13 protein-coding genes are annotated in these 23,522 nt (G+C 35.5%); 3 read left to right on the top strand and 10 right to left on the bottom strand.

The window, feature by feature from the left end:
* Position 1: 1 nt before the first annotated feature.
* The 8 genes from ABEB23_RS00120 to ABEB23_RS00085 form a co-directional block, all read right to left on the bottom strand.
* Entirely contained in the window at positions 2 to 1,459 is a 1,458-nt protein-coding gene (locus tag ABEB23_RS00120) for a glycoside hydrolase family 30 protein (protein ID WP_348810358.1), read from the bottom strand.
* A gap of 30 nt (positions 1,460 to 1,489) precedes the next feature.
* Positions 1,490 to 2,932 carry a glycoside hydrolase family 30 protein gene (locus ABEB23_RS00115; RefSeq protein ID WP_348810357.1) on the bottom strand — a complete coding sequence of 481 codons (1,443 nt, stop codon included), beginning with the start codon at positions 2,930 to 2,932 and terminating at the stop codon, positions 1,490 to 1,492.
* Between the two features lie 25 nt (positions 2,933 to 2,957).
* Positions 2,958 to 3,803 (bottom strand): endonuclease/exonuclease/phosphatase family protein, encoded by an 846-nt coding sequence (locus ABEB23_RS00110; RefSeq protein WP_348810356.1) that lies wholly within the window; start codon positions 3,801 to 3,803, stop codon positions 2,958 to 2,960.
* Between the two features lie 99 nt (positions 3,804 to 3,902).
* Positions 3,903 to 5,009, bottom strand: coding sequence for a glycoside hydrolase family 16 protein (locus ABEB23_RS00105; RefSeq protein ID WP_348810355.1), 1,107 nt, complete (start codon positions 5,007 to 5,009; stop codon positions 3,903 to 3,905).
* Positions 5,010 to 5,092: 83 nt separating this feature from the next.
* A complete protein-coding gene (locus ABEB23_RS00100; protein ID WP_348810354.1) occupies positions 5,093 to 6,052 on the bottom strand; it encodes a hypothetical protein in 960 nt (319 codons plus the stop codon).
* Between the two features lie 99 nt (positions 6,053 to 6,151).
* Positions 6,152 to 7,246, bottom strand: coding sequence for a hypothetical protein (locus ABEB23_RS00095; protein ID WP_348810353.1), 1,095 nt, complete (start codon positions 7,244 to 7,246; stop codon positions 6,152 to 6,154).
* Positions 7,247 to 7,260: 14 nt separating this feature from the next.
* Complete coding sequence (locus ABEB23_RS00090) at positions 7,261 to 8,769, bottom strand: RagB/SusD family nutrient uptake outer membrane protein (protein WP_348810352.1); 1,509 nt, start codon at positions 8,767 to 8,769, stop codon at positions 7,261 to 7,263.
* Positions 8,770 to 8,783: 14 nt separating this feature from the next.
* Positions 8,784 to 11,894, bottom strand: a complete 3,111-nt coding sequence (locus ABEB23_RS00085; protein ID WP_348810351.1) for a SusC/RagA family TonB-linked outer membrane protein — start codon at positions 11,892 to 11,894, stop codon at positions 8,784 to 8,786.
* 348 nt (positions 11,895 to 12,242) lie between these two features.
* Between ABEB23_RS00085 and ABEB23_RS00080 the strand changes: the two genes are divergently transcribed.
* Positions 12,243 to 15,110: a triple tyrosine motif-containing protein gene (locus ABEB23_RS00080; protein ID WP_348810350.1), complete on the top strand. Its 2,868-nt coding sequence runs from the start codon at positions 12,243 to 12,245 to the stop codon at positions 15,108 to 15,110.
* A gap of 73 nt (positions 15,111 to 15,183) precedes the next feature.
* Here ABEB23_RS00080 and ABEB23_RS00075 read toward each other — a convergent pair whose 3' ends face one another.
* Both ABEB23_RS00075 and gldJ read right to left on the bottom strand, forming a co-directional pair.
* Positions 15,184 to 16,467, bottom strand: coding sequence for a UDP-N-acetylmuramoyl-tripeptide--D-alanyl-D-alanine ligase (locus ABEB23_RS00075; RefSeq protein WP_348810349.1), 1,284 nt, complete (start codon positions 16,465 to 16,467; stop codon positions 15,184 to 15,186).
* A 67-nt stretch (positions 16,468 to 16,534) separates the two neighbouring features.
* Positions 16,535 to 18,223: a gliding motility lipoprotein GldJ gene (gene gldJ, locus ABEB23_RS00070; protein WP_348810348.1), complete on the bottom strand. Its 1,689-nt coding sequence runs from the start codon at positions 18,221 to 18,223 to the stop codon at positions 16,535 to 16,537.
* Positions 18,224 to 18,435: 212 nt separating this feature from the next.
* On the opposite strand from gldJ, the gene porU reads away from it, so the two are divergent.
* Together porU and porV are read left to right on the top strand one after the other, a co-directional pair.
* A complete protein-coding gene (porU, locus tag ABEB23_RS00065) occupies positions 18,436 to 22,266 on the top strand; it encodes a type IX secretion system sortase PorU (protein WP_348810347.1) in 3,831 nt (1,276 codons plus the stop codon).
* Between the two features lie 37 nt (positions 22,267 to 22,303).
* Complete coding sequence (gene porV, locus ABEB23_RS00060; protein ID WP_348810346.1) at positions 22,304 to 23,467, top strand: type IX secretion system outer membrane channel protein PorV; 1,164 nt, start codon at positions 22,304 to 22,306, stop codon at positions 23,465 to 23,467.
* Positions 23,468 to 23,522 lie beyond the last annotated feature (55 nt).

Raw genomic sequence — 23,522 nt, 5'->3', positions numbered from 1 at the left:
ATTAATAAACTAAAGTTTGAATTCCATGAGCCGGAATCGACACTATTGTTTTCTCTGAACCTATGATCAAATTGTAGGTAACCTTTTTACCACTTTGATTCATCACTACAGTAACCATTTTTCCGTCAGCATTCAGGAATGAAGTACTTAATAAACCGCTTCTGCTAACAGCCGTACTCACTCTTTTCGCATCAGGACGAATGAATTTTGAGAAATGACCGATGTAATAGTACGAAGGGGTGTAAATTAACTCTCCCGAATTTGTATCTGCATGGATGGGTGCGAAACAAAAGTTACCCACGTGATTTGGACCTCCGTTTTGGTCTAAAAGAATATTCCAATCTGTCCAACCCACAGTTCCATTATTAAAATCATTAATCATATTAATTCCATAACGTTCACCGTTTGCCCAAAATTGGTATTTTTTGGCATCAAATTTTTCTACACAACCTTCGGTAAACAATAAATTTTTAGATGGATATGCCTCGTAGACTTTACGAACGTTGTCAAACATTTGCGCGCCACCAGACCATGTTTCATACCAATGGAATCCCATTCCCCAAGCGTACTTTGAAGCTTCCGGATCAGAAAAAATAGTATTCGCTCTATGGTTCATCAAATCACGGTTATGATCCCAAACCACAATTTTCTTATCTCCCAAACCTTCTTTTTTCATTGTTGGTCCCAAGAAATTCTTCAAGAAATCTCTTTCTGCTTCTGCAGTATAAATACAAGATTCCCAAGTTTGAGTTGCCATAGGTTCATTTTGAACTGTAATTCCCCAAATAGGCATTCCCTCTTTTTCGTATGCTTTAACGAATTTAGTATAATAATTTGCCCAAGCTTGGTAATACTCCGGAAGTAATGTACCGCCTTTTAGCATCGTTTTGGTGCTTTTCATAAAAGCAGGTGGACTCCATGGTGAAGCATAAAGCAACAATTTTCCACCAGCAATTTTTGTCGCCTCTTTGATCATTGGAATACGATATTGTCTGTCGTGATCAATATTAAATGTTTTCAAAGCTTTATCTCCTTCTTCGACATACGTATAGCTTCCACTGCTGAAATCAGAACTGTGAATCGTTGTTCTTACTAATGAATACCCGATTCCGTTTTCTTTATCATAGTAGGCCTTTAAAAATTCCTGTTGTTTGTCTTTGGATAGTTTTGCAAAAACCTCGGCACTGGCGTCTGTAATTGCTCCTCCAATCCCCATGAAAGACTGAAATGTTTTACTTGGCTCTACAAAAACAGAAGCTTCAATTTCTAAAGGTTGTTTAGAAGCGGAGAAAACCAAATTATCTGTTTGCGATAGTCTCAAATCAGTACTGTCTGCGGTAGTGTACACCGTAATTTTTCTGTCTTTTGTAGAAAAAGCTTTAGACTGCGTTTTGCTTTTTTGTTGAGAAAAAGCTAAAAATGACAGTGCTAAAAGTGCGATTGTTGTTATTTTTTTCATGATATAAATATTTAGTATCTATTTTTTATTTTACCAGATATAAGTTCCTACTGAACCTGCTTCTAATGATGTTGCAAACCAATTACCTTTGTATTTGATGTTGAAAATTTCAGTTGAATTCCCGTCATTTTCTACAATCAAAACTTTTTTCCCCTCAGGAGTTTTAAAAGCTACGTTATTTAAATTTCCGCTGATGTTACTGGCAATTCTCACAGAACCCGCCGGAACGAATTTAGAAACGTGACCGATGATATAATACCCTACATTTCTGGTAAAACTGTCACTACTGTTTATCGTTAACGCTCCTTTGCAAGTGGTACAACCTCCAGGAGTATGAGGACCGAAAGAACCGTTGTTGGCCAAGTTCCACTCCAAGGCAGTTTTGCTCCAATTTCGCATCGAACCAATAACCACATTTTTGACATGCCATTTCAAATCACCATCAAAGCTTCCGGTTGAGGAAGTATATTGTTCTGTGAAGTACAGATTTTTAGTTGGAAAGGCATTGTGAACGGTTGATAAAGCACTGATGTCACCTTCATAAAGATGAAAAGCAGAACCATCAATATAGGCATTTGCAGCAGCGTCATTTAATACGGCTATCGGATATTCCGGTTTATTGCAGTTATGATCATAAATGACGATTTTAATCTTGTTGTCGGCAGCCTTAAAAGCCGGACCTAAGTGATTTTTTATAAAATCAGCCTGTTGTAAAGCTGTCATCAGCAAACTTGGATTATTACCCGGATGCAAAGGTTCATTTTGTGGTGTAATAGCATCAATAGTAATCCCTTCCTCTTTCATTTTTTGGATGTACTTCACAAAATATTGTGCATAAACACCATAGTATTTAGGCTGTAAACTACCCCCAATAAAACTATTATTGTCTTTCATCCAAAGAGGTGGAGACCAAGGAGTAGCCATAATTTTAATTTTTGGATTGATGGCCACTATTTCTTTTAACATCGGAATCAAATCATTCTTGCTTGGCGCTAAACTGAATTTGTCCAGATTTAGATCTGTTTGTCCCGTTGGCAAATCATTATAAGTAAATGGAGCTGCATCCAGATCTGAAGCACCAATACTGATTCTTAAATAACTAACGGAGATTGCATTTCCGGTTGTACCGAATAATTCTTGCAACAATTCTTGTCTTTTTTGGGCATTCAGTTGATTGATTACCTGAGCACTTCCACCTGTTAAGGTATAACCAAATCCATCAACACTTTGATAGGTTTGAGCATCATTGATCTCAATATTTGGATGCATATTATACGCTGTTCCGAATGCTATAATCCCTGATTGTTTTTGAAGACTAACGGACTGATTCCCTTTGGTCAACCAAAAATCCACTTGATTTTTCACTACCGGTGTGGGAGTTGGTGTTGGAGTTGGCGTGGGATCTGTAGTATCGTTAGAAGGCGAACATTTTGACAGCATGACTGACAAGGCTAGTAAAATAAAAATTTTCATTGTATTCTTTATATTTTTCATGTTTTTATTTAAAGTTTATCTCAACATAGACCGGAAAATGGTCTGACGGGTATCTCAAATCTTTTGAATCACTGAGAATAGCGTATTTTTTTACTTTCCAATTGCTTTTTTTAGAAAGAAAAATGTAGTCTATCAATTTGGTTACCGGTTCGTTGTGTTTAAAATCGTTAAATGTTCCAGAAGGGCCAAAAGGTTTCTCTTGGGTTAAATCTCTGCAATCATCCATTGTTTCTTTAAGCGTTATTATTCTTTGTTCTTTAGGTTCCGAATTAAAATCTCCCATGAAAATCACTGGGTATTCTTTGCTATTGAGTTCCTTAATTTTGGATAATATCAGTTGTATTCCTTTGGTTCTAGCCACTTCGCCTACATGGTCTAAATGTGTATTAAAAACCCAAAACATTTTTTTGGTCTGTAAATCCTTCAACAGCGCGTAAGTACAAACTCTGTTGTAAGCCGCATCCCAACCTTTTGATATTTCATTTGGTGTTTCCGAAAGCCAAAACGTGTTGGTTTCTTTAACCTCAAATCTTTCCTTTTTATAATAGATATTAGAAGATTCCCCTTTTCCTATTCCATCTCTTCCCGTACCAACATAATTATATTGCGAAAGAGCAGATGCAATATCAATGACCTGATTGGGTTTTGCCTCTTGAACCCCAAAAATATCGGGATTGTAAAACTGTATTTGAGAGGTACAAAAATCTTTGCGATGAGTCCAGTCATTCTCGCCATCACTTGCCACATCAAGCCTGATGTTATAAGTGATCACTTTCAATGTCTGGGCATTAGAAAAAACGCTCATCAGGATAAAAATGATTGCAATTGCTGTTTTTTTTGAGAAATTCATTTATTGTTTTTTTGATTGGTCTCTACTAATTTCTTCATTAGAGCTTCTACCCAACTAACAAATAGAAGCCGCTAATGAAGACCTAACTAAACAACCATATTAATTAAATACTCTGATATAATCTACCTCTAAAGTAGAAGAAGTAAAGTTTGCATCTACAGGACCTCCCCAAACTCCTCCCATTGCTAAATTTATAATTAGGTAGAAATTTTTGTTGAAAGGAAATTTATCCGAATTTATAAAAGTATAATACAATTTATCATCCACATAGAACTTTATATAGGAAGCAGTCCAATCTGCTGTATAGATATGAAATTCGGTATTGTCAGTAGGCACGTTTATAGTTCCTGTATCTGGAGTAGCTCCTGAACGCCCTGGAGAATGTAATGATGAATGATTGACATGCAATTCTTTTCCAACAGATTCTAAAATATCTACTTCTCCACATGCAGGCCACCCTACACTACCAATATTACTGCCCAACATCCAGACCGCGGGCCATGTCCCAACCCCAGTTGGTACCTTTGCCCTGATCACTATTTTCCCATACGTGAAATCAAATTTCCCATTGGATTCTATTCTTCCTGAAGTAAAGTCTCCTTTTCCATATTTTTCCCTGATCGCTTTTATTTTCAAAACGCCCCCTTCTACAATTGTGTTTTCCGAGCGATTGGTATAAGATTGAAGTTCGTTATTAACATAACCTGGATCCCATATTTGAAAACTCCATTTGGTAGCATCAGGGGCTCCATCAATATTAAATTCATCAGACCAAACTAATTTAGGTTTGACAAAAACCGTAACTGAAATACTTGAAGAAACAAATTGTCCGGAATTGTATGCAGATACATATATAACATAAGTATTTGTTCCTGATGTTGTATAAGTATAAGTGAAATCCCCATTTGTCAACTCTTTAGTCTCTCCATTACCAAGTGCAATTTTATAAGAAACAGCATTGTTTGCACTAATATTAAAATGTACTGTTCCGCTGCCATCCCCATTCGGATTTTGCTCATTTGCTCCCACGAGCGTTGGTGCAACTGAAAGATTTGAAGGCTTTACTGTTACTGTAGCTTCACTACTGTTACTGTCGCTACAAGATAATAATGCTAAAAAAACCGCAGAAACAATGAATAGTAAACCACTCAAAAACAGGTGATTTTTTATTTTTGAATAAGTGACCAATACCGTTTTTTTCATCATTTATTTTTTTTTTTAAAATCAATACTAAAACAAAGCTCAGAACAGTCTCAAAAAAAGTTCTGAGCTTTCATTTTAGTTAATTATTAATTTGCTGGTTTCAGTTTTAGATACCAGGCATTTCCAGTTTCAGTTCCTTGAACTCTTAGATATAAATAGGTTGGTGTAATAACCAAAATTTCATATTCTTTTTGTACAGCACCGTATCCGATAAATGTGTTAACTCCAGACAACAAAATACTGGTTTGAGTTGACGGTGAATTATCAGCATGCGATGGTGAAGCTGGTGCACCAGAAGAAGAAGGAGCAAAAGAGAATGCAGAAGTTCCTCCTGGATAATCATAACATCCTTCACCTCCAGAACTAGGAATACCAGGAAGAGTCGTTAATGAACCTGTTTTTGTAAAGGCTCCATCAGGAGTTGCAACTTGCAACTCATAAGTTCCTGAAGCAGCAACTTTAGCAAAAGTAAAAGTAGCCGTATAGAAACAATTTGCAGAAGCTACTTTTTCATCAATTCCAGAAGCCCACCACTCTGGTCTGATAGAACCAACATTCCAAGGACCAACACCAAGATGACCTGGAACAGTATTATCCACAACCCAAGTTTTTGAAGCGTCATTAGTTAATGCCGTTAGAATTTCAGCGTCAACAGTAAAATCACTTCTTACAGTAACATCTTTGGTAACTACTGATGAAGTTCCGCCGGCACCATAAACCACAGCAGTAACAGTATAAGTATGTACTCCTACATTGGTGTACTTTTTAGTAGTTTTTCCATTTGGCAACAAAACCAAATCTACTGCTGTATTTAAATCGTAATCAATTTTATAGGAAAGGGCGTTATCCGCAGATATGGAAAATTTCACATCACCGGAACCATCTCCATCCGGATGGGTTGCATCCTGACCAACAACTTCCGTATTTATTACAATATTCGAAGGTGCCGTTAATTCTCCCAGACTATATTCTTCTTCGTTACAACTAACTAGCGTTAGAGTCATCGCGATGAAAAGTCCTAAAATGTATTTTATATTTGTTTTCATATATGTAAAATTTATTTTTTAGAGGTCAAATATGTTATCGCTTTTTTTATTGGAGCTTGCTTACGCAAACTTGTTTTTAATTGCGATTTCATATTTTTTCTAATTAGTTAATCTAATATTATCGATATAAATTACTTCACCAGTTCCTTTTGCTACATCATCATATCTAAATACAAGTTGAGTAAATTTTGCATCTGCTGGAATTCCTGAGATAGTACTAAAATCAAATACTAATTCTTCCCATTGATTGGCAACAGTATTTGCTACTTTTAAAACAGCTACACCATTTGCAGGATTTCCACCTACAGCCCATTCTAACTCTACATTTAATTTTTTACCAACTTCAGTTGCATACATATACAATTTGATTTTATTGCCTGCCGCAAAATCTATAGGAGTATTTAATGGAGTATAAGTTCCGCTCCAACCTTCTGCACCAGTTCCTTTTGTATATTTCCAAACCGTAGCACTTGTGTTTAATCCTGTTGGGAAAGGGTTTGCAATTACTGCAGTAGAAACTCCACCAAAAGTACCTCCAACACCATAATTCTGCGTAGCTAATTCATAAGTAATTGGCAATCCGTAAGCATCATAAATGATTGTTGGCACTATTTTTTCTGTTTTGGCAGCTCCGCCGCTAAAAGCGACAACTTTTACATCATAAGTTCCTGCAGCTGCATAGTCGTGAGACAATTCTGCACCCGCTTCTAATGGCGTCCCAACTTCATTGGCCACATCTCCAAAATAAACTAAATAAGAGGCAGCATAATCAGCTTCAGCTTTCACTTTCAAATTATGAATATTTGAATTAAGTGAAACCTCTAAGTTCTCAGGAGCTCTGTAAACAACCTCCAATGGAAATGTTTGTTCCGATGTCGTTCCAGATATAGAAGTAGCGATAATTTTTACCGTATAACTCCCTTCAGGATATGCATGAGTTGTACTTTCACCCGGAACTAATGTAACGAGGCCTTCACTTCCATGACCATAATCTACACTAAATGATGTAGCACCATCTGCAGTGGGAGTTATTTTTACATTTCCTGAATTGTCATCACTAATAGCGAATACTTTATTAACATTTCCAGCATCTGCACCTGGAAGAGAGGTATCATCACTGATACCTTCTACCGTACAACTTATGGCAACAGCCAGTAATGCAACAAGGCTGAATATAAATTTTATCTTTTTCATAATTTTATCTTTTATTAATTATAGCCAGGATTTTGTTTCAATTTGGTTCCTTGAAGTTCTCTGGTTGGAATAGGGAAAATTTCATCTACACCAGCATCAAAACCTCTGCTACCCAATTTATTGGCTGCATCTCCCCATCTTACTAAGTCAAAGAATCTGTGTCCTTCCCCTGCAAGTTCCATTCTTCTTTCATTTTTGATTGCTGAAAGCGTAACCGGAGTTGAAGGCAAGCCAACTCTTAATCTAACGGCATCAAGCAATGCCTGTGCTCTTGATCCTGATCCTAATGCTTCCGCTTCCATCAAGTAAGTATCAGCAAGTCTTATGATGTAAGAATTTTGTTTGTAGTTTAATTCTGCCGCACCACCACCGGTACGAACATCTTCTTTACGAGGAACGAATTTGTTTAGGAAATATCCTGTATCTTGATATCCACCAATATAATCTGCTTCACCAGAAGCTTTCAAAGCTTTAAGATCTAAAACTGTAGCACCAAATCTTGGATCTGTCTTCATTGCATCATATAAATCTTGTGTAATAACATTAAAACTCCAGCCTGATGGTAAATCCGGAGCTGATGATCCTGATGGTTTTGAGTAACTTCTAGGTCCTACCATAACATTCAATGAATTTCCTTCATCTCTACCTGAACCCCAAAATCCCCAATCAGAATTTCCGGCACTCGTATGAGACACCTCGATAAGTGACTCTGGATTAAACTTATTAGAAACAACCCATAGGTCACTAAAATTTGTCAACAATCTGTTACCATATTGATTCGTTCCGCCAGGAGTACCATTTACTTGAGCCAAAACAGCGGCCGCTTCAACATTTTTACCTCTATACAAATATACTTTTCCAAGCATGGCTTGAGCAGCACCTTTTGTAAGACGACCTGACTCTGTATCAGCAGGAACAGATGCTGGCAAAGCCGGTATTGCTTCTCTCAAATCTTTTTCAATTTGATCATAAACCGCTTCAGGAGTTGCTTGCTCTACATCGTACATATTAGTAGCTGTCAAAGGATCCAGTAATAATGGAACATTCTTAAACAAACGCACTAAGTTGAAATAATAAATAGCACGCAATGCTTTTGTCTCTCCGGCGAATCTAGATTTAAGATTATCGGCCATAGCAACATCCGGTAATTTCAGAAGTAATGTATTAGCTCTGAAAATCCCTTGATAATGGTCATTCCAAAAACTTTCCGGTATACTTGTAGAAGTAAGTGCGTGTGTAGAAAAATTTTGGATTCCTAAACCATCTGTAGCTCCACCACCACCGGCAAAGTGATCATCAGAACCAGCATTCATCATCGCAATCATATTTTCAAAACCACCTGAATTTTTTCTAATAGGGTCATAAACGCCAACAAGTGCAGCTGTAGCCTGTTCTTGGTTTGCGTAATAATTATCGGAAAGAAATGATCCCTTTGGTGTTACCTCCACAAAATCTTCAGAACAGGATCCAAGAGAAACCATTGCTATTGCAATAAAAAAGTATTTAAATTTTATCGTTTTCATAATTCTTAATTTTATTAAAATTGTAGATTAGCTCCAAGCATGAATGTTCTTGCTTGCGGATAAACTCCTTTATCTATTCCAAATACACCACCACCAATTTCAGGATCATATCCAGTATATTTAGTAAGCGTAAACAAATTCTCTCCTGTTAAGTAAAAGCGAACTTTACTTGCTCCTATTTGAGAAACTACATTTGTTGGTAATGAATAACCAAATTGAACTAATTTTAAACGTAAGTAGTCACCATCTTCCAAGTAGAAGTCTGACATTTTACCAAAGTTGCCATTAGTATCATTATTAGTAAGTCTAGGAAAATCATTAGAAGTTCCTTCTCCAGTCCAACGACTCAAAGCTTCAGTTTGATAATTAGAATTACCAATATCTAATCTACGTAATCCTTGGAAAATTTGATTTCCTGCAGCTCCTTGTGCAAACGCCATAAAATCAAAGTTTTTATAGTCAAGATTCAAGGTTAAACCAAAAGTGTATTTCGGAATATTGCTACCTAAGAACTGTTTGTCATCATCATTAATCGAACCACTACCGTCAGTATCTACCCAACGGAAATCCCCAGGACGTGCATCTGGTTGGATTAAACCACCAGAAGTATTTGTATAAGCTGCAATTTCAGCCTCATTTTGGAAAATTCCTGCAGTTTTTAACCCATAGAATGAGTTATACGACTGACCTACTTGTGTTCTTGTTACAGGCCCCATCGATTGGAAAGAAGCATCTCCCACGATATAATCTGAATCAGATGCCACATAAGTAACTTCATTTTCTAAATAAGCAAAGTTTGCATTAGCAGAAAAATTAAGTTCGCCAAATTGCTTTCTGTATCCTAATTCCACCTCAAGACCTCTATTTTCCATATCGGCTACGTTCCCAGTTGGATTTGATGTAACCCCAACATATCCTGGGATATTTATTGGACGTAAAATACCTGTGGTTGTTTTATTGTACAAATCAACTGTAAGGCTTATGTCTTGGAATAATCTAGATTCAAACCCAATATTAGCTTGAGAAGTTTCTTCCCATCTCAAATCAGGGTTATCTAGTGTAAGGTTAGCATAACCGGTAGTTATTGCTCCGGTATTCCCAAAAGAATAATTGTAACCCCCTTGTACTAAGGAAAGATATCTAAAGTCTGGAATAGCATCATTTCCAACTACTCCATACCCACCTCTAATTTTCAAGGTATTAACTACTTCACTGTCTTTCCAAAAGTCTTCTTTAGAAACTACCCATCCTAAGTTGAACGAAGGGAATACACCAAATTTATTATTCCCTCCAAAACGAGAAGATCCATCACGACGAATGATTCCGGTAAATAAATATCTTTCTTTAAAATCATAATTCACACGTGAAAACAAAGAAGATAATTTGTGCTCTGTCATATCATAAGTACCGCTACTTCTGTCTGACTGTGGTATATCAAAGTTGAAAGAAGCATCTTGATAATTTGTAATAGGCAAGCCATACATTGTAGCGCTAGAACCGCCACCAATATTATCTACATAAGCTCCTTGACCAAGTAATACAGTTAAGTTATGATCTCCAAAAGTATTAGTATACGTAGCAACATTTTCAATGTTCCATGCAAAACTGCTGTTTTCACTTTGACTGTAACTGTTTTTAAGTGCGTTGACAGTGGCACTCAAATAATATACAGGTGTAAACGCTTGACCACCCCAATACGATAGTTTTCCACCAAATGTTGTTCTAAATTTGAAATGTTTTGAAATAGCTGCTTCAAAATAAGCATTTCCAACTAAATCATCAGACCAGTCATAATTTCCTAATCTTGTTTTTGCATAAGCCAAAGGATTAGTCATCTCCTGACCAACCAATTCTGAAATTCCGTAAGGAACGCCATTCTCGTCTCTAATAACCGGATTGGTGCTATAAGGCGCAGCATTCGCTAAAACAGGATCCGTTTGCAGAACTGGAGTAAGTGGATCTAAATTAATTGCAGAACTCAAAGGCCCTCCAAATTCACTGTTTGTATTTCCAATACCAACAAATTTTTGTTTTGTAAACCCAAAAGTTTGTCCGAAAGTAAACACTTTAGATATTTTGTGTGTAGAGTTTAAACGGAAATTCTTTTTAGTGTAGTTTGAAATTTCAGTTGAAACAATTCCCTCCTGATCTTGAAGACCAAAAGAAGCATAAAAATTAGAAACATCGCTTCCGCCACTGATACTCAATTCATGAGAATAACGAAATGCTCCTGTATTGAAAATCTCTTTTTGCCAATCTGTACCTTTCCCTAATGCAGATAGATTAGGAAATATTACAGGCCCACCTGCAGCAACTGATTTCTCATTTAATAAAGCACCATATTGCGTTGCATTTAGTAAATCCAAAGTTTTTTCAGGAGATGAAATTCCACTAAAACCGTTGTAATTCACAGTCATTTTTCCAGATTTTCCTTTTTTAGTTGTAACCAAAATTACACCTGTTGCAGCACGAGTTCCGTAGATTGCAGCAGAAGCAGCATCTTTAAGAACCTCCATAGATTCAATGTCAGATTGATTAAGAAATCCAATCCCTCCAGCATCTACAACAACACCATCTACAACCCAAAGTGGATTATTTCCGCCATCACCAAAAGTAGTAATACCTCTAACACGGATTGTTGAAGGAGCACCCGGCTGACCTGAGCTGGCAGCAATCGTAACACCAGAAACTCTACCTTGTAAAGCCTGCTCAATACGACCGTTAGGCACTTTTTCGAGATCCTTAGCTTTTACACTTGAAATCGCTCCGGTTACCACACTTTTCTTTTGAGTACCATACCCAACAACAACAACCTCATTTAAGTCTTGAGACTGCGTAGTCATTTTTACATTAATTTCTGACCTTCCATTTATAGGCTCTTGTACTGTATTGTAACCTATAAAACTAATCGTCAGGACACCATTGCCAGGAGCTTTTATTTCAAAATTTCCATCAAAGTCCGAAGTTGTAGCTTTGGAGGTTCCTTTGATTAAAATTGTTGCTCCGGGAACAGACAATCCACCTTCGTCAAATACTTTTCCCTTAACGGTAACATTCTGTGCCTGTCCGTAAATTGAGAATAAGATAGACGAAAAACAAAAAATAAATAATTTTGTTAATTTCATTTTTCTAAAAATTTTGGTTAATTAATTAGTAATTTGAAGCAATAATAAAGATAAATTTTCAGTATTCATTTTAAAAATTCCCTACAAAAACACATCAAAGTTAATTTTACCACCTTACAAAAACACATCAAAAAAAAAATAATTTATTCATTTACAATGATTTAAAAAATATTTTATGCTATTTTAAAAAATATTATTTTTGAAAGAAACACTACATTCATCAAAAAACAGCTATTTTAGCTTTGAAAAGGTATTTTAACATAAAAAAGGGAAATACAGGTCGCTTTTTTAACAAGTAAAGAAAACGTTTTCGTATAATAATCAAGCTTTTACATTAAGAATTAAATTATGAGTTATAAAAAAACCCATTTAGCAGTATTTCTAATATTCATAACAACACTATTTGGCCAAGTAAAAAACATTGGACTTCCGGAAATCCGAAATTATAAACGAACCGACTACAAAGGAGGTACTCAAAATTGGGATATCGACCAGGATAAAAATGGAAATTTATATTTTGCCAATAATAATGGTATGTATCAATTTGACGGATCCTCATGGCGCAAATACACATTACCACATTCGAATGCTGTCCGAAGTATAAAAATTGATAATTCAGGAAAAATTTTCGTGGGTGGTTATAGTGATTTTGGTTATTTCAAGCCGGATTCAAAAGGCAAGCTGAAATATTACTCTTTATCAAAACTGGTAGACAAAAACAAGATTAAAATAATTGATTTTATCTGGAAGATTCATATCTATAAGGACGAGGTAATTTTTCAATCATTTGCAAGAGCGTATATCTTTAAAAATAATACGCTGAGATTATTGGAAGCCCCCAATCGATTTCAATTTTCCTTTCAAGTAAATAACCGTCTTTATTTACAGGATATTTCTGCCGGTATCTTAGAGTATAAAAACGGCAAGCTTATTCCTCTAAAAGGATCAACCGCCGTCAATAACACAGAAGTTTGGGGGATGTTTCCGATGCCAAACAACAAACTGCTTGTCGCCACATTAAGCAAAGGCCTTTTTCTATACGACAATGAAAAACTGACTCCTTGGGATACCGAAGCCAATACTTTTATTAAAAGAAACAGTTCTTTGGGAGGTGTAATTATCAAAGATAAATTCATCGTAATAAATTCAGTTTTAAACGGAATCATTATCTGTGACACTAACGGAAAAATAATACAACATATCAACCATAAAAAGGGACTGCAAAACAATACCGTCCTAACTTCATTTATAGATAACAAAAACAATCTCTGGTTAGGACTTGACAATGGTATTGCATTTATCAACGAGAATTCGCCTTTCACTTATTTTGGTTTCAGTTACGACATCAGTACTGTTTACGCTTCGGTTGTACACAAAGGAAATCTTTATGTAGCGACCAATCAAGGCGTTTTTTACCACCCATGGAACAAGAGCTTCAAAGAAGACAGTTTTGACCTTGTAGAAGGAAGTACAGGCCAGGCGTGGAATGTTCAGGTAATAGACGATCAATTAATCTGCGGCAATAACAATGGTGCTTTAATTATAGAAGGAGGCCGTACAGTTAAGGTACTGGACAGCAAAGGATATTTTGGCTTTAAAAAAATCCCAAATCACCCTAATCATATAATTGGTTCCAATTACTATGGTTTTGCCATTTTTGAAAAATCCTCAAACGGATGGCAATATAAAAACCAAATAATGGGCTTTGACAAATCTACAAATTCATTTGAGCTCGACAATACTAACTTATGGTTGAAAAAAGATGAGTTCATTTATAAGGCCATTCTTTCTGATGACTTAAAAAAAATAAAATCAATAAAAAAATACAAAGATTTATCCCATTCTGTCAAAGGAATAGGAAGTCTCCAATGCATCAACAAAACCGTATATTTTCAAACCAACAATCGTTTTTATAAATACTCTCAAGATCAGGACTTGTTTTATGAGGATAAAAAAATGAGTTCCCTTTTTAAAAATGTTCCAAAAATATATTCCTTAACGCAGGACTCATCAGGAAATATCTGGTATGCCTTTAATGAATCATTAGGAGTATTAATGAAACAACAAAATGGAAGCTATACAAACACATTAGCTCCTTTTTCGAATTTGACTGGTAATTTAGTGGTCAACTATATGTCAATTAACACTCTTGATCCTAAGAATATTTTTATAGGATTGACAGATGGATTGGCTCATTATGACTCCAAACTTTTAAATAATTCCGTCACAAAGCCAAACGCTTTTATAAGAAGTTTTACATATCCGGGAGATACCTTGACAACAGGAAATGGTCAAAATAAGATTGAATCACCAACCATTTCTTATGGATCGAATCGCGTAAAATTCACTTTTTCATCGCCAACCTATGAAAATCTTGACAACGTTCAGTTTTCATATAAATTAGAAGGATTTGATGACCGATGGAGCAATTGGTCGAACATTCCGATGAAAGAATACACAAACTTAAGGGAAGGTGACTACACGATGAAATTAAAAGTACGAAACAGCTTTGGGATCCAATCAGACGAAGCTGCATTTTTATTTACAATTTCCCCGCCTTGGTACAGACATTTCCTGGCATATCTATTTTACATCCTGCTTGCCATTGCCTCTGTCTACTATACCCGAAACAGAATTAAAATGAAAATTCGAAAAAACAGATATTACGAAACGATTGAACAGAGAAGACTTTATCTGGAAAAAGAATCAAAAATCAGACAAGAGCAATATGAATTGGAGAAAGAAATTGAAAAACTAAAAAACGACAAACTCCAAATTAAAATTTTAGCAAAAGACAAAGAATTGGTAACTAATTCTTTGCAGGTGGTTAAAAAAAATAAAATCCTAAATGGAATCATTCATAAGCTAAAGGACATTAATGTGGAAAGCTTTGACGAATCCACTAAATTTCAATTCAACAAATTGAATAAAAGTATCGTAAAAGAAGTACATACAGACAAAAGCTGGAAGGATTTGGAAAAACACATTAAAAATGTGCATTTTGATTTTCTAAAAAGATTAAAAGAAAAATACCCAACTATTTCTCCTCGTGAGTTGGACTTATCTACGTATTTATTAATGAATATGTCTACAAAAGAAATTGCAGAAATCATGAATATCTCAAGTGGCGGAGTAGAATTAGCAAGGTACCGACTACGAAAAAAACTGGGGCTTCATAAAAAAGAAAATCTAATTGGCTTCTTAATGAGTATTTAGCAAAAGTATTTCATAACAAAAAAGGCTGCCATTAAAATGACAGCCTTTCTGTTAAACGTTAAAAAGAAGCAAATTATAAAAAATCCAACGTTCTCTCTAGGGCCATTCCTCTCGAACCTTTTATTAAAATAGAACTATTTTCAATTTTAGTCTCTTTTAAGTAATTCGAAAAAGCATCGAATGTATCATAAAAAGAGAAATTATCTTTAGTGATTTTACTAGCAAAAAAAGCTGTCCCAATAAAATAACACTTAATATTTTCAATATTCTGAAGAGAAGTTACAATTGCTTTATGTTCAAGCTCACTTTCCACTCCTAATTCAAACATATCACCTAATATCATAATTTTATTAGGGTTTTCTAATTGAATGAAGTTTTCAATTGCAACCGCCATACTACTCGGATTCGCATTATATGCATCTAAAATGATCGAATTTGTTCCTTTAGATAAAAGTTGCGATCTGTTGTTCTCCGGAATATAACTTTCCAAAGCTTCTTTGATATCTAAATCTTCGACCTCGAAATATTTACCAATGGCAAGAGCCGCATTTATATTGTTTGCATTATAAAGTCCAATTAAATGAGTACTTATAGAAAAATCCAAATACGTTATGACTACAAAAGGATTCGCTTTTACGGCCGTGATATTCACATCTGCATTCACTTTATTTATTCCAAAGGAATATGACTTTAAACTTTTAGATTTCTCCACTTGTATTGGATCCTCCATGTTTATAAATGCGAGTTTGTCGTTTTTCGAAAGATAATGGTACATTTCACTTTTCCCCTCAATAACTCCTTCCACACCGCCAAATCCTTCTAAATGCGCTTTACCAAAATTAGTTATGTAACCATAATCCGGTTTTGCCAACTCACATAAAAACTCAATTTCTTTTTTATGATTAGCTCCCATTTCCACAATACCAATTTCGGTTTCAGAATTAAAGGAAAGTAAGGTCAAGGGAACACCAATATGATTATTTAGGTTTCCAACAGTTGCTTTTGTTTTGTACTTTTTAGAAAGCACCACATTTATTAATTCTTTAGTGGTCGTTTTTCCATTACTGCCCGTAAGAGCAATTATAGGTAATTTCAAATACTCTCTATGAAACTTTGCTAATTCCTGCAAAGCAACTAAACTGTTCTCAACTAAAATAGTTCTTCTGTCGATAAAGTAGTCGCTATTATCAATAATAACATAAGCTGCTCCTTTATCCAATGCTACTTTGGCAAAGGTATTAGCATCAAAATTTTCTCCTTTGATAGCAACGAATAAAGAGTCCGGTTCAATTTTTCGGGTATCAATCGAAACCGATTTACATTTTAAAAATAAACTATGAATGTCTTTGATATCCATATAAAAAATAATTTAAAAAATAAAAGCCCTAATCAAAGGGCTTTTATTTCAATTTTATATAAAAAAATTAATTTCTTGCTGATTTTCTTTTTTCGGCTTTAGCACCTACTCTAGACATCGCACATCTGAATCCAATATAATCAGTAGCCATATCTTGAGGGAAATATCTTCTTTGAGCAGGATCTAACCAGTACGCTCTATCTCTCCATGATCCACCTTTATAAACTCTTACATCATCATTAATCAAAGTAGTTCTTTTACTTGATTTATCATATTTTCTAACCATATGACCTAAACTATCAGTAGTTACATTATGTTTAGGAGAGTTATACATGGCTTTATCATCTTTTGCATCTTCAGATTCTGAACCAAAATCATAATATCTTGTAGATTGTTTATCACCATCTCTATAATTGATATTATCACTCTTATCAAAGTTTTGTCTCAAATAAGTTTCTTGTTCATCAACCGGTACTTGAGCGATTTGACCTGGATAATTTCTTGCTATGATTTTCCCGTTACTAAGTGTATCGTATTTGATATTATCTTTTGTAACAATTTCCACTTTTCCGTCTTTTCCAATTTTATTCTTAGTGTAAAGATTCCCTCTAAAGTAGTTGAAATCATTCGCTTCATTATCTATAATTGGTCTGTAAACATCGGCAACCCATTCTGCTACGTTACCAGCCATGTCATATAATCCGAAATCGTTAGCAGGGTATTTTTTAACAGAATTTGTAATATCAGCACCGTCATCAGACCATCCAGCTATACCACCATAATCACCATTTCCTTGTTTGAAATTAGCCAATTGATCGCCTTTGGTTTGTCTTTTTCCAGAACGGGTGTATCCACCATTCCAAGGGTATTTCTTTTGCCCTTTGTAAATATTATATTCTCTTTGTCCAACATCTGCAGCAGCTGCATACTCCCATTCTGCTTCAGTAGGAAGTCTGTATTCTGGAAGAAGTATCCCAGAAGAACGTTGTGCATAGATATTCTTTTCTTCGATTACTTTACCGTCTTTTCCAGCTTTAGGAGCTTTCTTTGATCCTTTATTTCCTTTCAACACAATCTCCTCATTCCCTCCGTAAGACAAAGTTGGTGAATTAAGGTAAGTTTCTGTACTAAAAGTGCTTTCAGCAGATACATCCAAAGTCTTTGCATTCTTTTTAAGGTATCCATTTTTTTCCAAAAGAGCTTCATTCACACGATCCGTTCTCCATTTACTGAATTCAACCGCTTGAATCCAATTCACACCTACTACAGGATATTCTGCATAAGCAGGGTGTCTCAAATAGTTATTGGTCATCGTTTCATTATAACCCAATCTGTTTCTCCAAACTAAGGTATCAGGTGAAGCGCCTTCATATATTTTTTTGTAATTATCTTCACTTGGTGGGTAAACTTTTTTCAACCACTCCAAATATTCTAAATACATGAAATTGGTAACTTCAGTCTCATCCATGTAAAAAGATTGAACGTGTTGCTGATTAGGAGTATTATTCCAATCATGCATGACATCATCCTGAACTTTTCCCATCGTAAATGTTCCACCTTCAACAAAAACCAAACCTGGTCCTGCCTGTTGGTGTTTATCCGATGCATTTCTCGATCCGCCTTTTTGGCCATTCACATCCCATCCTGTTGCTCTTGACGCATTTTTTGAGCTCGATTTCTTGCTACAACTTGCAAGACCTAAAATCAATATCATTGAAAACATCAATGGTAACGTCATAATTTTGTTTACTTTCATACTCTTTAGTAGGTAATAATTTTGGTGCCGCAATATAATAATTAACCCTTAACCGCAACAACATTTTTTAATAATTTTATACAACTTTAATTTCATGGATAGATAACGCAATTACAAACGCAAATATTTAACATTTATTATTTACAATTACCTTAAAAAATTTATTTTTACTCCTAATAATAATCCCTATCCAATCCCGTTAAATAAAAAAGATGAGAAAAACACTCTTAGCCTACTTGATTCTAATCCCTTTTATTTCTTTTGCTCAGATTAAAGGCGACATTACTATTGAATGGCTGGAAGAACAGGAAATGTCATTTGGGGATTTCAAAATAAATATCCCCCAATTCTCTGGAAGCACCTATTATTACGACTCAGATAAAAGAGCCCTTTTTTACAACACAAGCCTTTCCGGATCTGCCATTTTAGACGAAAAAAGCGTTCAACTAAGCAATATCATTTACGAACCAATTTCGAGCACTCAACTGGGCGATTTGGCTTTAGAAAACATTCCAAAAACTCCAGAAGCATCCCTGACAACTGCAACTTCAAGAGATATCGCACAAAACTTTCTCATCTTTTCCCCAATAATAAAAGACAATTTCGGTTTTAAAAGAATAAAGTCATTATCCTACACAATCAGTCAGAATTCATCAAAAATCTCTCAATCAAACAAAAAAACAGCTACTCTATCCAACTCAATTCTTGCGTCGGGCGAATGGTATCGGTTTTATGTTGAAAAATCGGGCGTTTACAAAATATCACGAGATTTTTTACAGCAATTAGGATTGGACTTAAAGAGCATTAATCCAAAAAAAATCAAAATATACGGTAACGGCGGAAGAATGTTGCCTTTATTAAACAGTACCACCTATCCGTCTGATCTAGCCGAAAATGCAATAGAAATCATTGGAGAAAACGACGGAGCATTCAACAACGAAGATTATATTCTTTTCTATGCAGAAGGAGTTGACACTTGGAACACTGAAAGCCAGACTTTCAACAACCTTTATGACACAAAATCCTATTACTATGTAACCGTTCAAGGAGAGGACGGAAAAAGAATTCAGGAAATGGCCCAACCTACAGGAAGCAGCAGTCTGAATTTAAATACTTTTGATGACCACCAATACCATGAATTAGACCTTACAAACATTGCCCGTCTTGGACGCCGATGGTTTGGCGAATCATTCGATATTAATCAGGAACAGGAATTTGAATTCAATTTTCCAAACCTAGACACTGCAATACCTGTAAAACTGGCTGTTACTGCTGCCTCATCTGCATTTACCCCTACTTCATTCAAAATATCAGCAAATGGACAGGAAACTGGAAACATTTTGTTTTCAGCAATTAATCCTAATTCCAACCTTGAATTTCTTTTAGGTTCTTTACCCAGCAACACTTCTTTTATTGGTTCCGAAACCATAAAAATAAAATTAAACTACAACAACAACGGAGTACCTGGCTCAAAAGGATATCTGGATCATATTAGACTTACCGCCAAAAGAAAACTCCAAGGTTACGGAAAGCAATTTCATTTTCAATATGATTTGTCCAATTCGAACTTAGGTATAGTAACTTATGACATTTCCAATGCTTCTGGAATTTCTCAAATTTGGGACGTAACTGATTTATATAATGTATCAAAAATTGAAAATGCGAGCCAAAGTTCATTTTCATTCAAAGCAAATTTGGGTGAAACCCGAAAATACATTGCCCTTGACGCGTCTGATTACTACACGCCCTTAACGGATAACAAAGCAAAAATAAGCAATCAGAACTTAAAAGGAACTCTTTTCAAAAATACGCAAGGACAGTTTCAAGATATCGATTATGTCATTATATCTCCCCGTTTTTTAGCTCCACAAGCCGAAAAATTAGCGAGCTTCCACCGTACTTATTCCAATTTGAATACAAAAGTAATTACACTGGAATCCATTTACGAGGAATTCTCATCTGGAAAACAAGACATTGCCGCCATCAGAAATTGCATCAAATACATTTATGAAAACGCATCAACTGCAGAGAAAAAAATAAAATATGTCAATCTCTTCGGTGACGCCTCCTATGATTTTAAAAATCGGATAGAGAACAACAGCAACATAGTCCCTATCTACCACTCTTTAAACAGTAATACCTCAGGAGAGTCTTCTTTTGCGTCCGATGATTTTTTTGGATTGATGGACCCAACCGAGGGAAACATTGTTTCTTATTTTGGAGGAATTGACATAGCCGTAGGAAGAATGCTCGTTAACGACAATAAACAGGCAGAAGAAATGGTCAATAAGGTAATTGAATACCACGACATTAAGTCCTATGGAAACTGGCGAAACAACTTTGTTTTGGTCAGCGACGACTCCGATATAAATTCAGATGCAACCTTGCAAAGCAGACAAAACAATCTGGCAGACGTTATCGCAACCGAAAAACCCTTTTTGAATGTCAATAAAATCATATTAGACTCCTATATACAAGAAGCTTCTGCCGGAGGTGCCCGATACCCAAAAGCCCGAACAGATTTTTTTAACGCCTTCGAAAAGGGTGCATTAGTTTTCAACTACCTCGGACATGGTGGTGAAGACGGTTTATCTGCAGAACGCATTTGGGAAAAATCCGATGGCCAAAATCTAAGCAACCAATACAAATATCCTTTATTTATAACGATAACCTGTGAATTCTCGCGCTTTGACAATCCATCACGACCAACAGCCGGAGAATACACGTATTGGAATCCAAAAGGCGGAGCCATTGCAATGATTACAACAATTCGCTCCATCGGCCAGTATAGTGCTGAAAACTTTAACGATCAACTATCCAAAAACTTATTGTCTTTTGGATCAAACCGATACACAACTATCGCCGAAGCATTACGCATCTCAAAGAACAACAACCCTAATTCAGCAACCAATGTTGTATTTTACATTGGAGACCCTGCATTAATGTTAGCCATAGCTAAACCAAAAATCAGACTTACAAAAGTGAATGATGTTCCGGTTTCCCAGCCCATTGACGATTTCAAATCTTTGGCTAAAATGAAACTGACCGGAGAAATAACCGATGAAAACAATATTCCTTTAACCACTTACAATGGTGAAATTTCCACTTCCGTATTCGACAAAACAGTTTCAAGAACAACTTTAAATAATGACGGATACAGTCCGGCCATGCCTTTTACAGTTTTGGGTGAAACTATTTTTAGAGGAAATGCTTCAATAACCAATGGGCAATTTGAATTCAGTTTTGTAGTTCCCAGAGATATTCGGGTTCCTCTAGCAAACGGAAGGATTAGTTTTTACGCTAAAAACAACCAACAATTAGAAAACCAAACAGGTTATGATTCGACTATAAAAATAGGAGGAATAAATGAAAATGCAGCTGTGGACAATATTAGTCCAAGAGTTAAGTTATATATGAACGACGAAAATTTTGTTTCCGGCGGAACAACTAATGAATCCCCATTTCTAGTTGCCCTACTTGAAGACGAAAATGGTATAAATACGGCTAGCGGAATAGGGCACGATATTATTGCTATTTTGGACGGAGATGTTAGTAATCCATTTATTTTAAATGATTACTACCAGACAACACTAGACGATTTTACGAGTGGGACGCTACGATTTCCATTGCGTAATTTAGCTGTTGGGTTACATACTATAACATTCAAAGCATGGGACGTTTACAACAATCCCATAACAGCCGAGATTCAGTTTGTAGTTGTAGGGGACGAAACAATAACATTGACACATGTCCTAAACTACCCAAACCCATTTGTTAGTTATACTGAATTTTGGTTTACACACAACAGACCTTTCGAGCCTCTTGAAGTCCAAGTTCAGGTAATGACAATAACCGGAAAAGTAGTTTGGACAAAAAATCAAATTATCACAACTGAAGGATTTCTTTCGAGAGAAATTACTTGGGATGGTAAAGATGATTTTGGGGATAAAATAGGAAAAGGAGTCTATGTTTATAAACTCACGGTAAAATCGAACTTAACAAACAAGAAAAGTGAAAAGTACGAAAAACTTGTAATCCTTTAATAAAATATTATATTTGTTTAATCAACATCTTATTAGAATGAAAAAAATAACGTTGCTTTTTATATGCTTGTTTACAATTTCTATAGCAAAAGCACAAGACAGAGTCATCACAACAGCAGTACCCTTTTTATTAGTGGCTGCAGACGCAAGATCTGCAGGTACAGGGGACAGTGGTGTTGCCACTTCTACTGATGCTTTTTCACAGCAATGGAATCCTGCGAAATATGCTTTTGCAGTTGACAAACAAGGATTTTCTATAAGTTACACCCCTTATCTTACCGATCTGGTAAATGATATTTCATTAGGACAATTAACCTACTACAATAAAATTGACGACCGAAGTGCATTCGCAGGAAGTATGCGTTTTTTTGGTTTAGGTGATATTGAATTACGTGATGACGCAAACGACCAGGCCAGAATAGTCTCACCAAATGAATTTGCCTTTGACGGTTCGTACTCACAAAAACTAAGTGAAAAATTTTCCATGGCTGTTGCCGGGAGATATATTCTGTCTAATTTAAAAGTTCCTACAGACAATGGTGACGCTTCGTCAGCCAGTTCATTTGCAGTAGATATTGCAGGATTCTATCAATCAGAAGAAATTGCTTATGCTGATTTCAATGGTCGCTGGAGAGCTGGTTTTAATATTCAAAATATGGGACCAAAATTCAATTATGACAATGACGAAATCAGCAGCAATTTTTTACCTGCTAATTTAAAAATAGGATCTGGATTTGATTTCATATTGGATGATTACAATAAAGTAGCCGTAAATCTTGAATTTAATAAATTACTGGTTCCTACACCTCAAGATCCCGATTTAAATGGGGACGGAACAACAACCAGCGAAGAAATTTCTCAAAACCAAAACGACTATCGTTCCATCGGATGGTTTGAAGGGATGTTCCAGTCCTTTTCTGACGCCCCTGATGGATTTAGTGAAGAATTAAAAGAAATAACTTATGCAGCCGGTGCGGAATACTTATACCAAGATTCTTTTTCTATGCGTTTAGGATATTTTCATGAAAGCCCGGAAAAAGGGTCTCGAGAATTTTTCTCACTTGGAGCAGGTTTTAAATACACTTCTTTAAAAGTAGATGTTTCTTATCTGTTCTCTACATCGAACGTAAAAAACCCTTTAGAAAATACTCTACGCTTTTCACTTACCTTCAATTTTGGAGAAAAGTATGATGTCTATTAACCATAATCCCTTTATAATTTAACGATCCAAATTTCAATTAAAACGGAGTTTGGAT

The organism is Flavobacterium maritimum (genome assembly GCF_040049085.1).
Classification (GTDB): Bacteria; Bacteroidota; Bacteroidia; order Flavobacteriales; family Flavobacteriaceae; genus Flavobacterium; species Flavobacterium maritimum.
This window is presented reverse-complemented; position numbering and strand designations above follow the sequence as displayed.

What these genes read in the sequence shown, in the direction of transcription:
- gldJ (WP_348810348.1), bottom strand. Translation starts at nt 18,223, where the DNA reads ATGAAAGTAAACAAAATTATGACGTTACCATTGATGTTTTCAATGATA.
- ABEB23_RS00090 (WP_348810352.1), bottom strand. Translation starts at nt 8,769, where the DNA reads ATGAAAACGATAAAATTTAAATACTTTTTTATTGCAATAGCAATGGTT.
- porU (WP_348810347.1), top strand. Translation starts at nt 18,436, where the DNA reads ATGAGAAAAACACTCTTAGCCTACTTGATTCTAATCCCTTTTATTTCT.
- ABEB23_RS00080 (WP_348810350.1), top strand. Translation starts at nt 12,243, where the DNA reads ATGAGTTATAAAAAAACCCATTTAGCAGTATTTCTAATATTCATAACA.
- ABEB23_RS00085 (WP_348810351.1), bottom strand. Translation starts at nt 11,894, where the DNA reads ATGAAATTAACAAAATTATTTATTTTTTGTTTTTCGTCTATCTTATTC.
- porV (WP_348810346.1), top strand. Translation starts at nt 22,304, where the DNA reads ATGAAAAAAATAACGTTGCTTTTTATATGCTTGTTTACAATTTCTATA.
- ABEB23_RS00105 (WP_348810355.1), bottom strand. Translation starts at nt 5,009, where the DNA reads ATGATGAAAAAAACGGTATTGGTCACTTATTCAAAAATAAAAAATCAC.
- ABEB23_RS00095 (WP_348810353.1), bottom strand. Translation starts at nt 7,246, where the DNA reads ATGAAAAAGATAAAATTTATATTCAGCCTTGTTGCATTACTGGCTGTT.
- ABEB23_RS00110 (WP_348810356.1), bottom strand. Translation starts at nt 3,803, where the DNA reads ATGAATTTCTCAAAAAAAACAGCAATTGCAATCATTTTTATCCTGATG.
- ABEB23_RS00100 (WP_348810354.1), bottom strand. Translation starts at nt 6,052, where the DNA reads ATGAAAACAAATATAAAATACATTTTAGGACTTTTCATCGCGATGACT.
- ABEB23_RS00075 (WP_348810349.1), bottom strand. Translation starts at nt 16,467, where the DNA reads ATGGATATCAAAGACATTCATAGTTTATTTTTAAAATGTAAATCGGTT.
- ABEB23_RS00120 (WP_348810358.1), bottom strand. Translation starts at nt 1,459, where the DNA reads ATGAAAAAAATAACAACAATCGCACTTTTAGCACTGTCATTTTTAGCT.
- ABEB23_RS00115 (WP_348810357.1), bottom strand. Translation starts at nt 2,932, where the DNA reads ATGAAAATTTTTATTTTACTAGCCTTGTCAGTCATGCTGTCAAAATGT.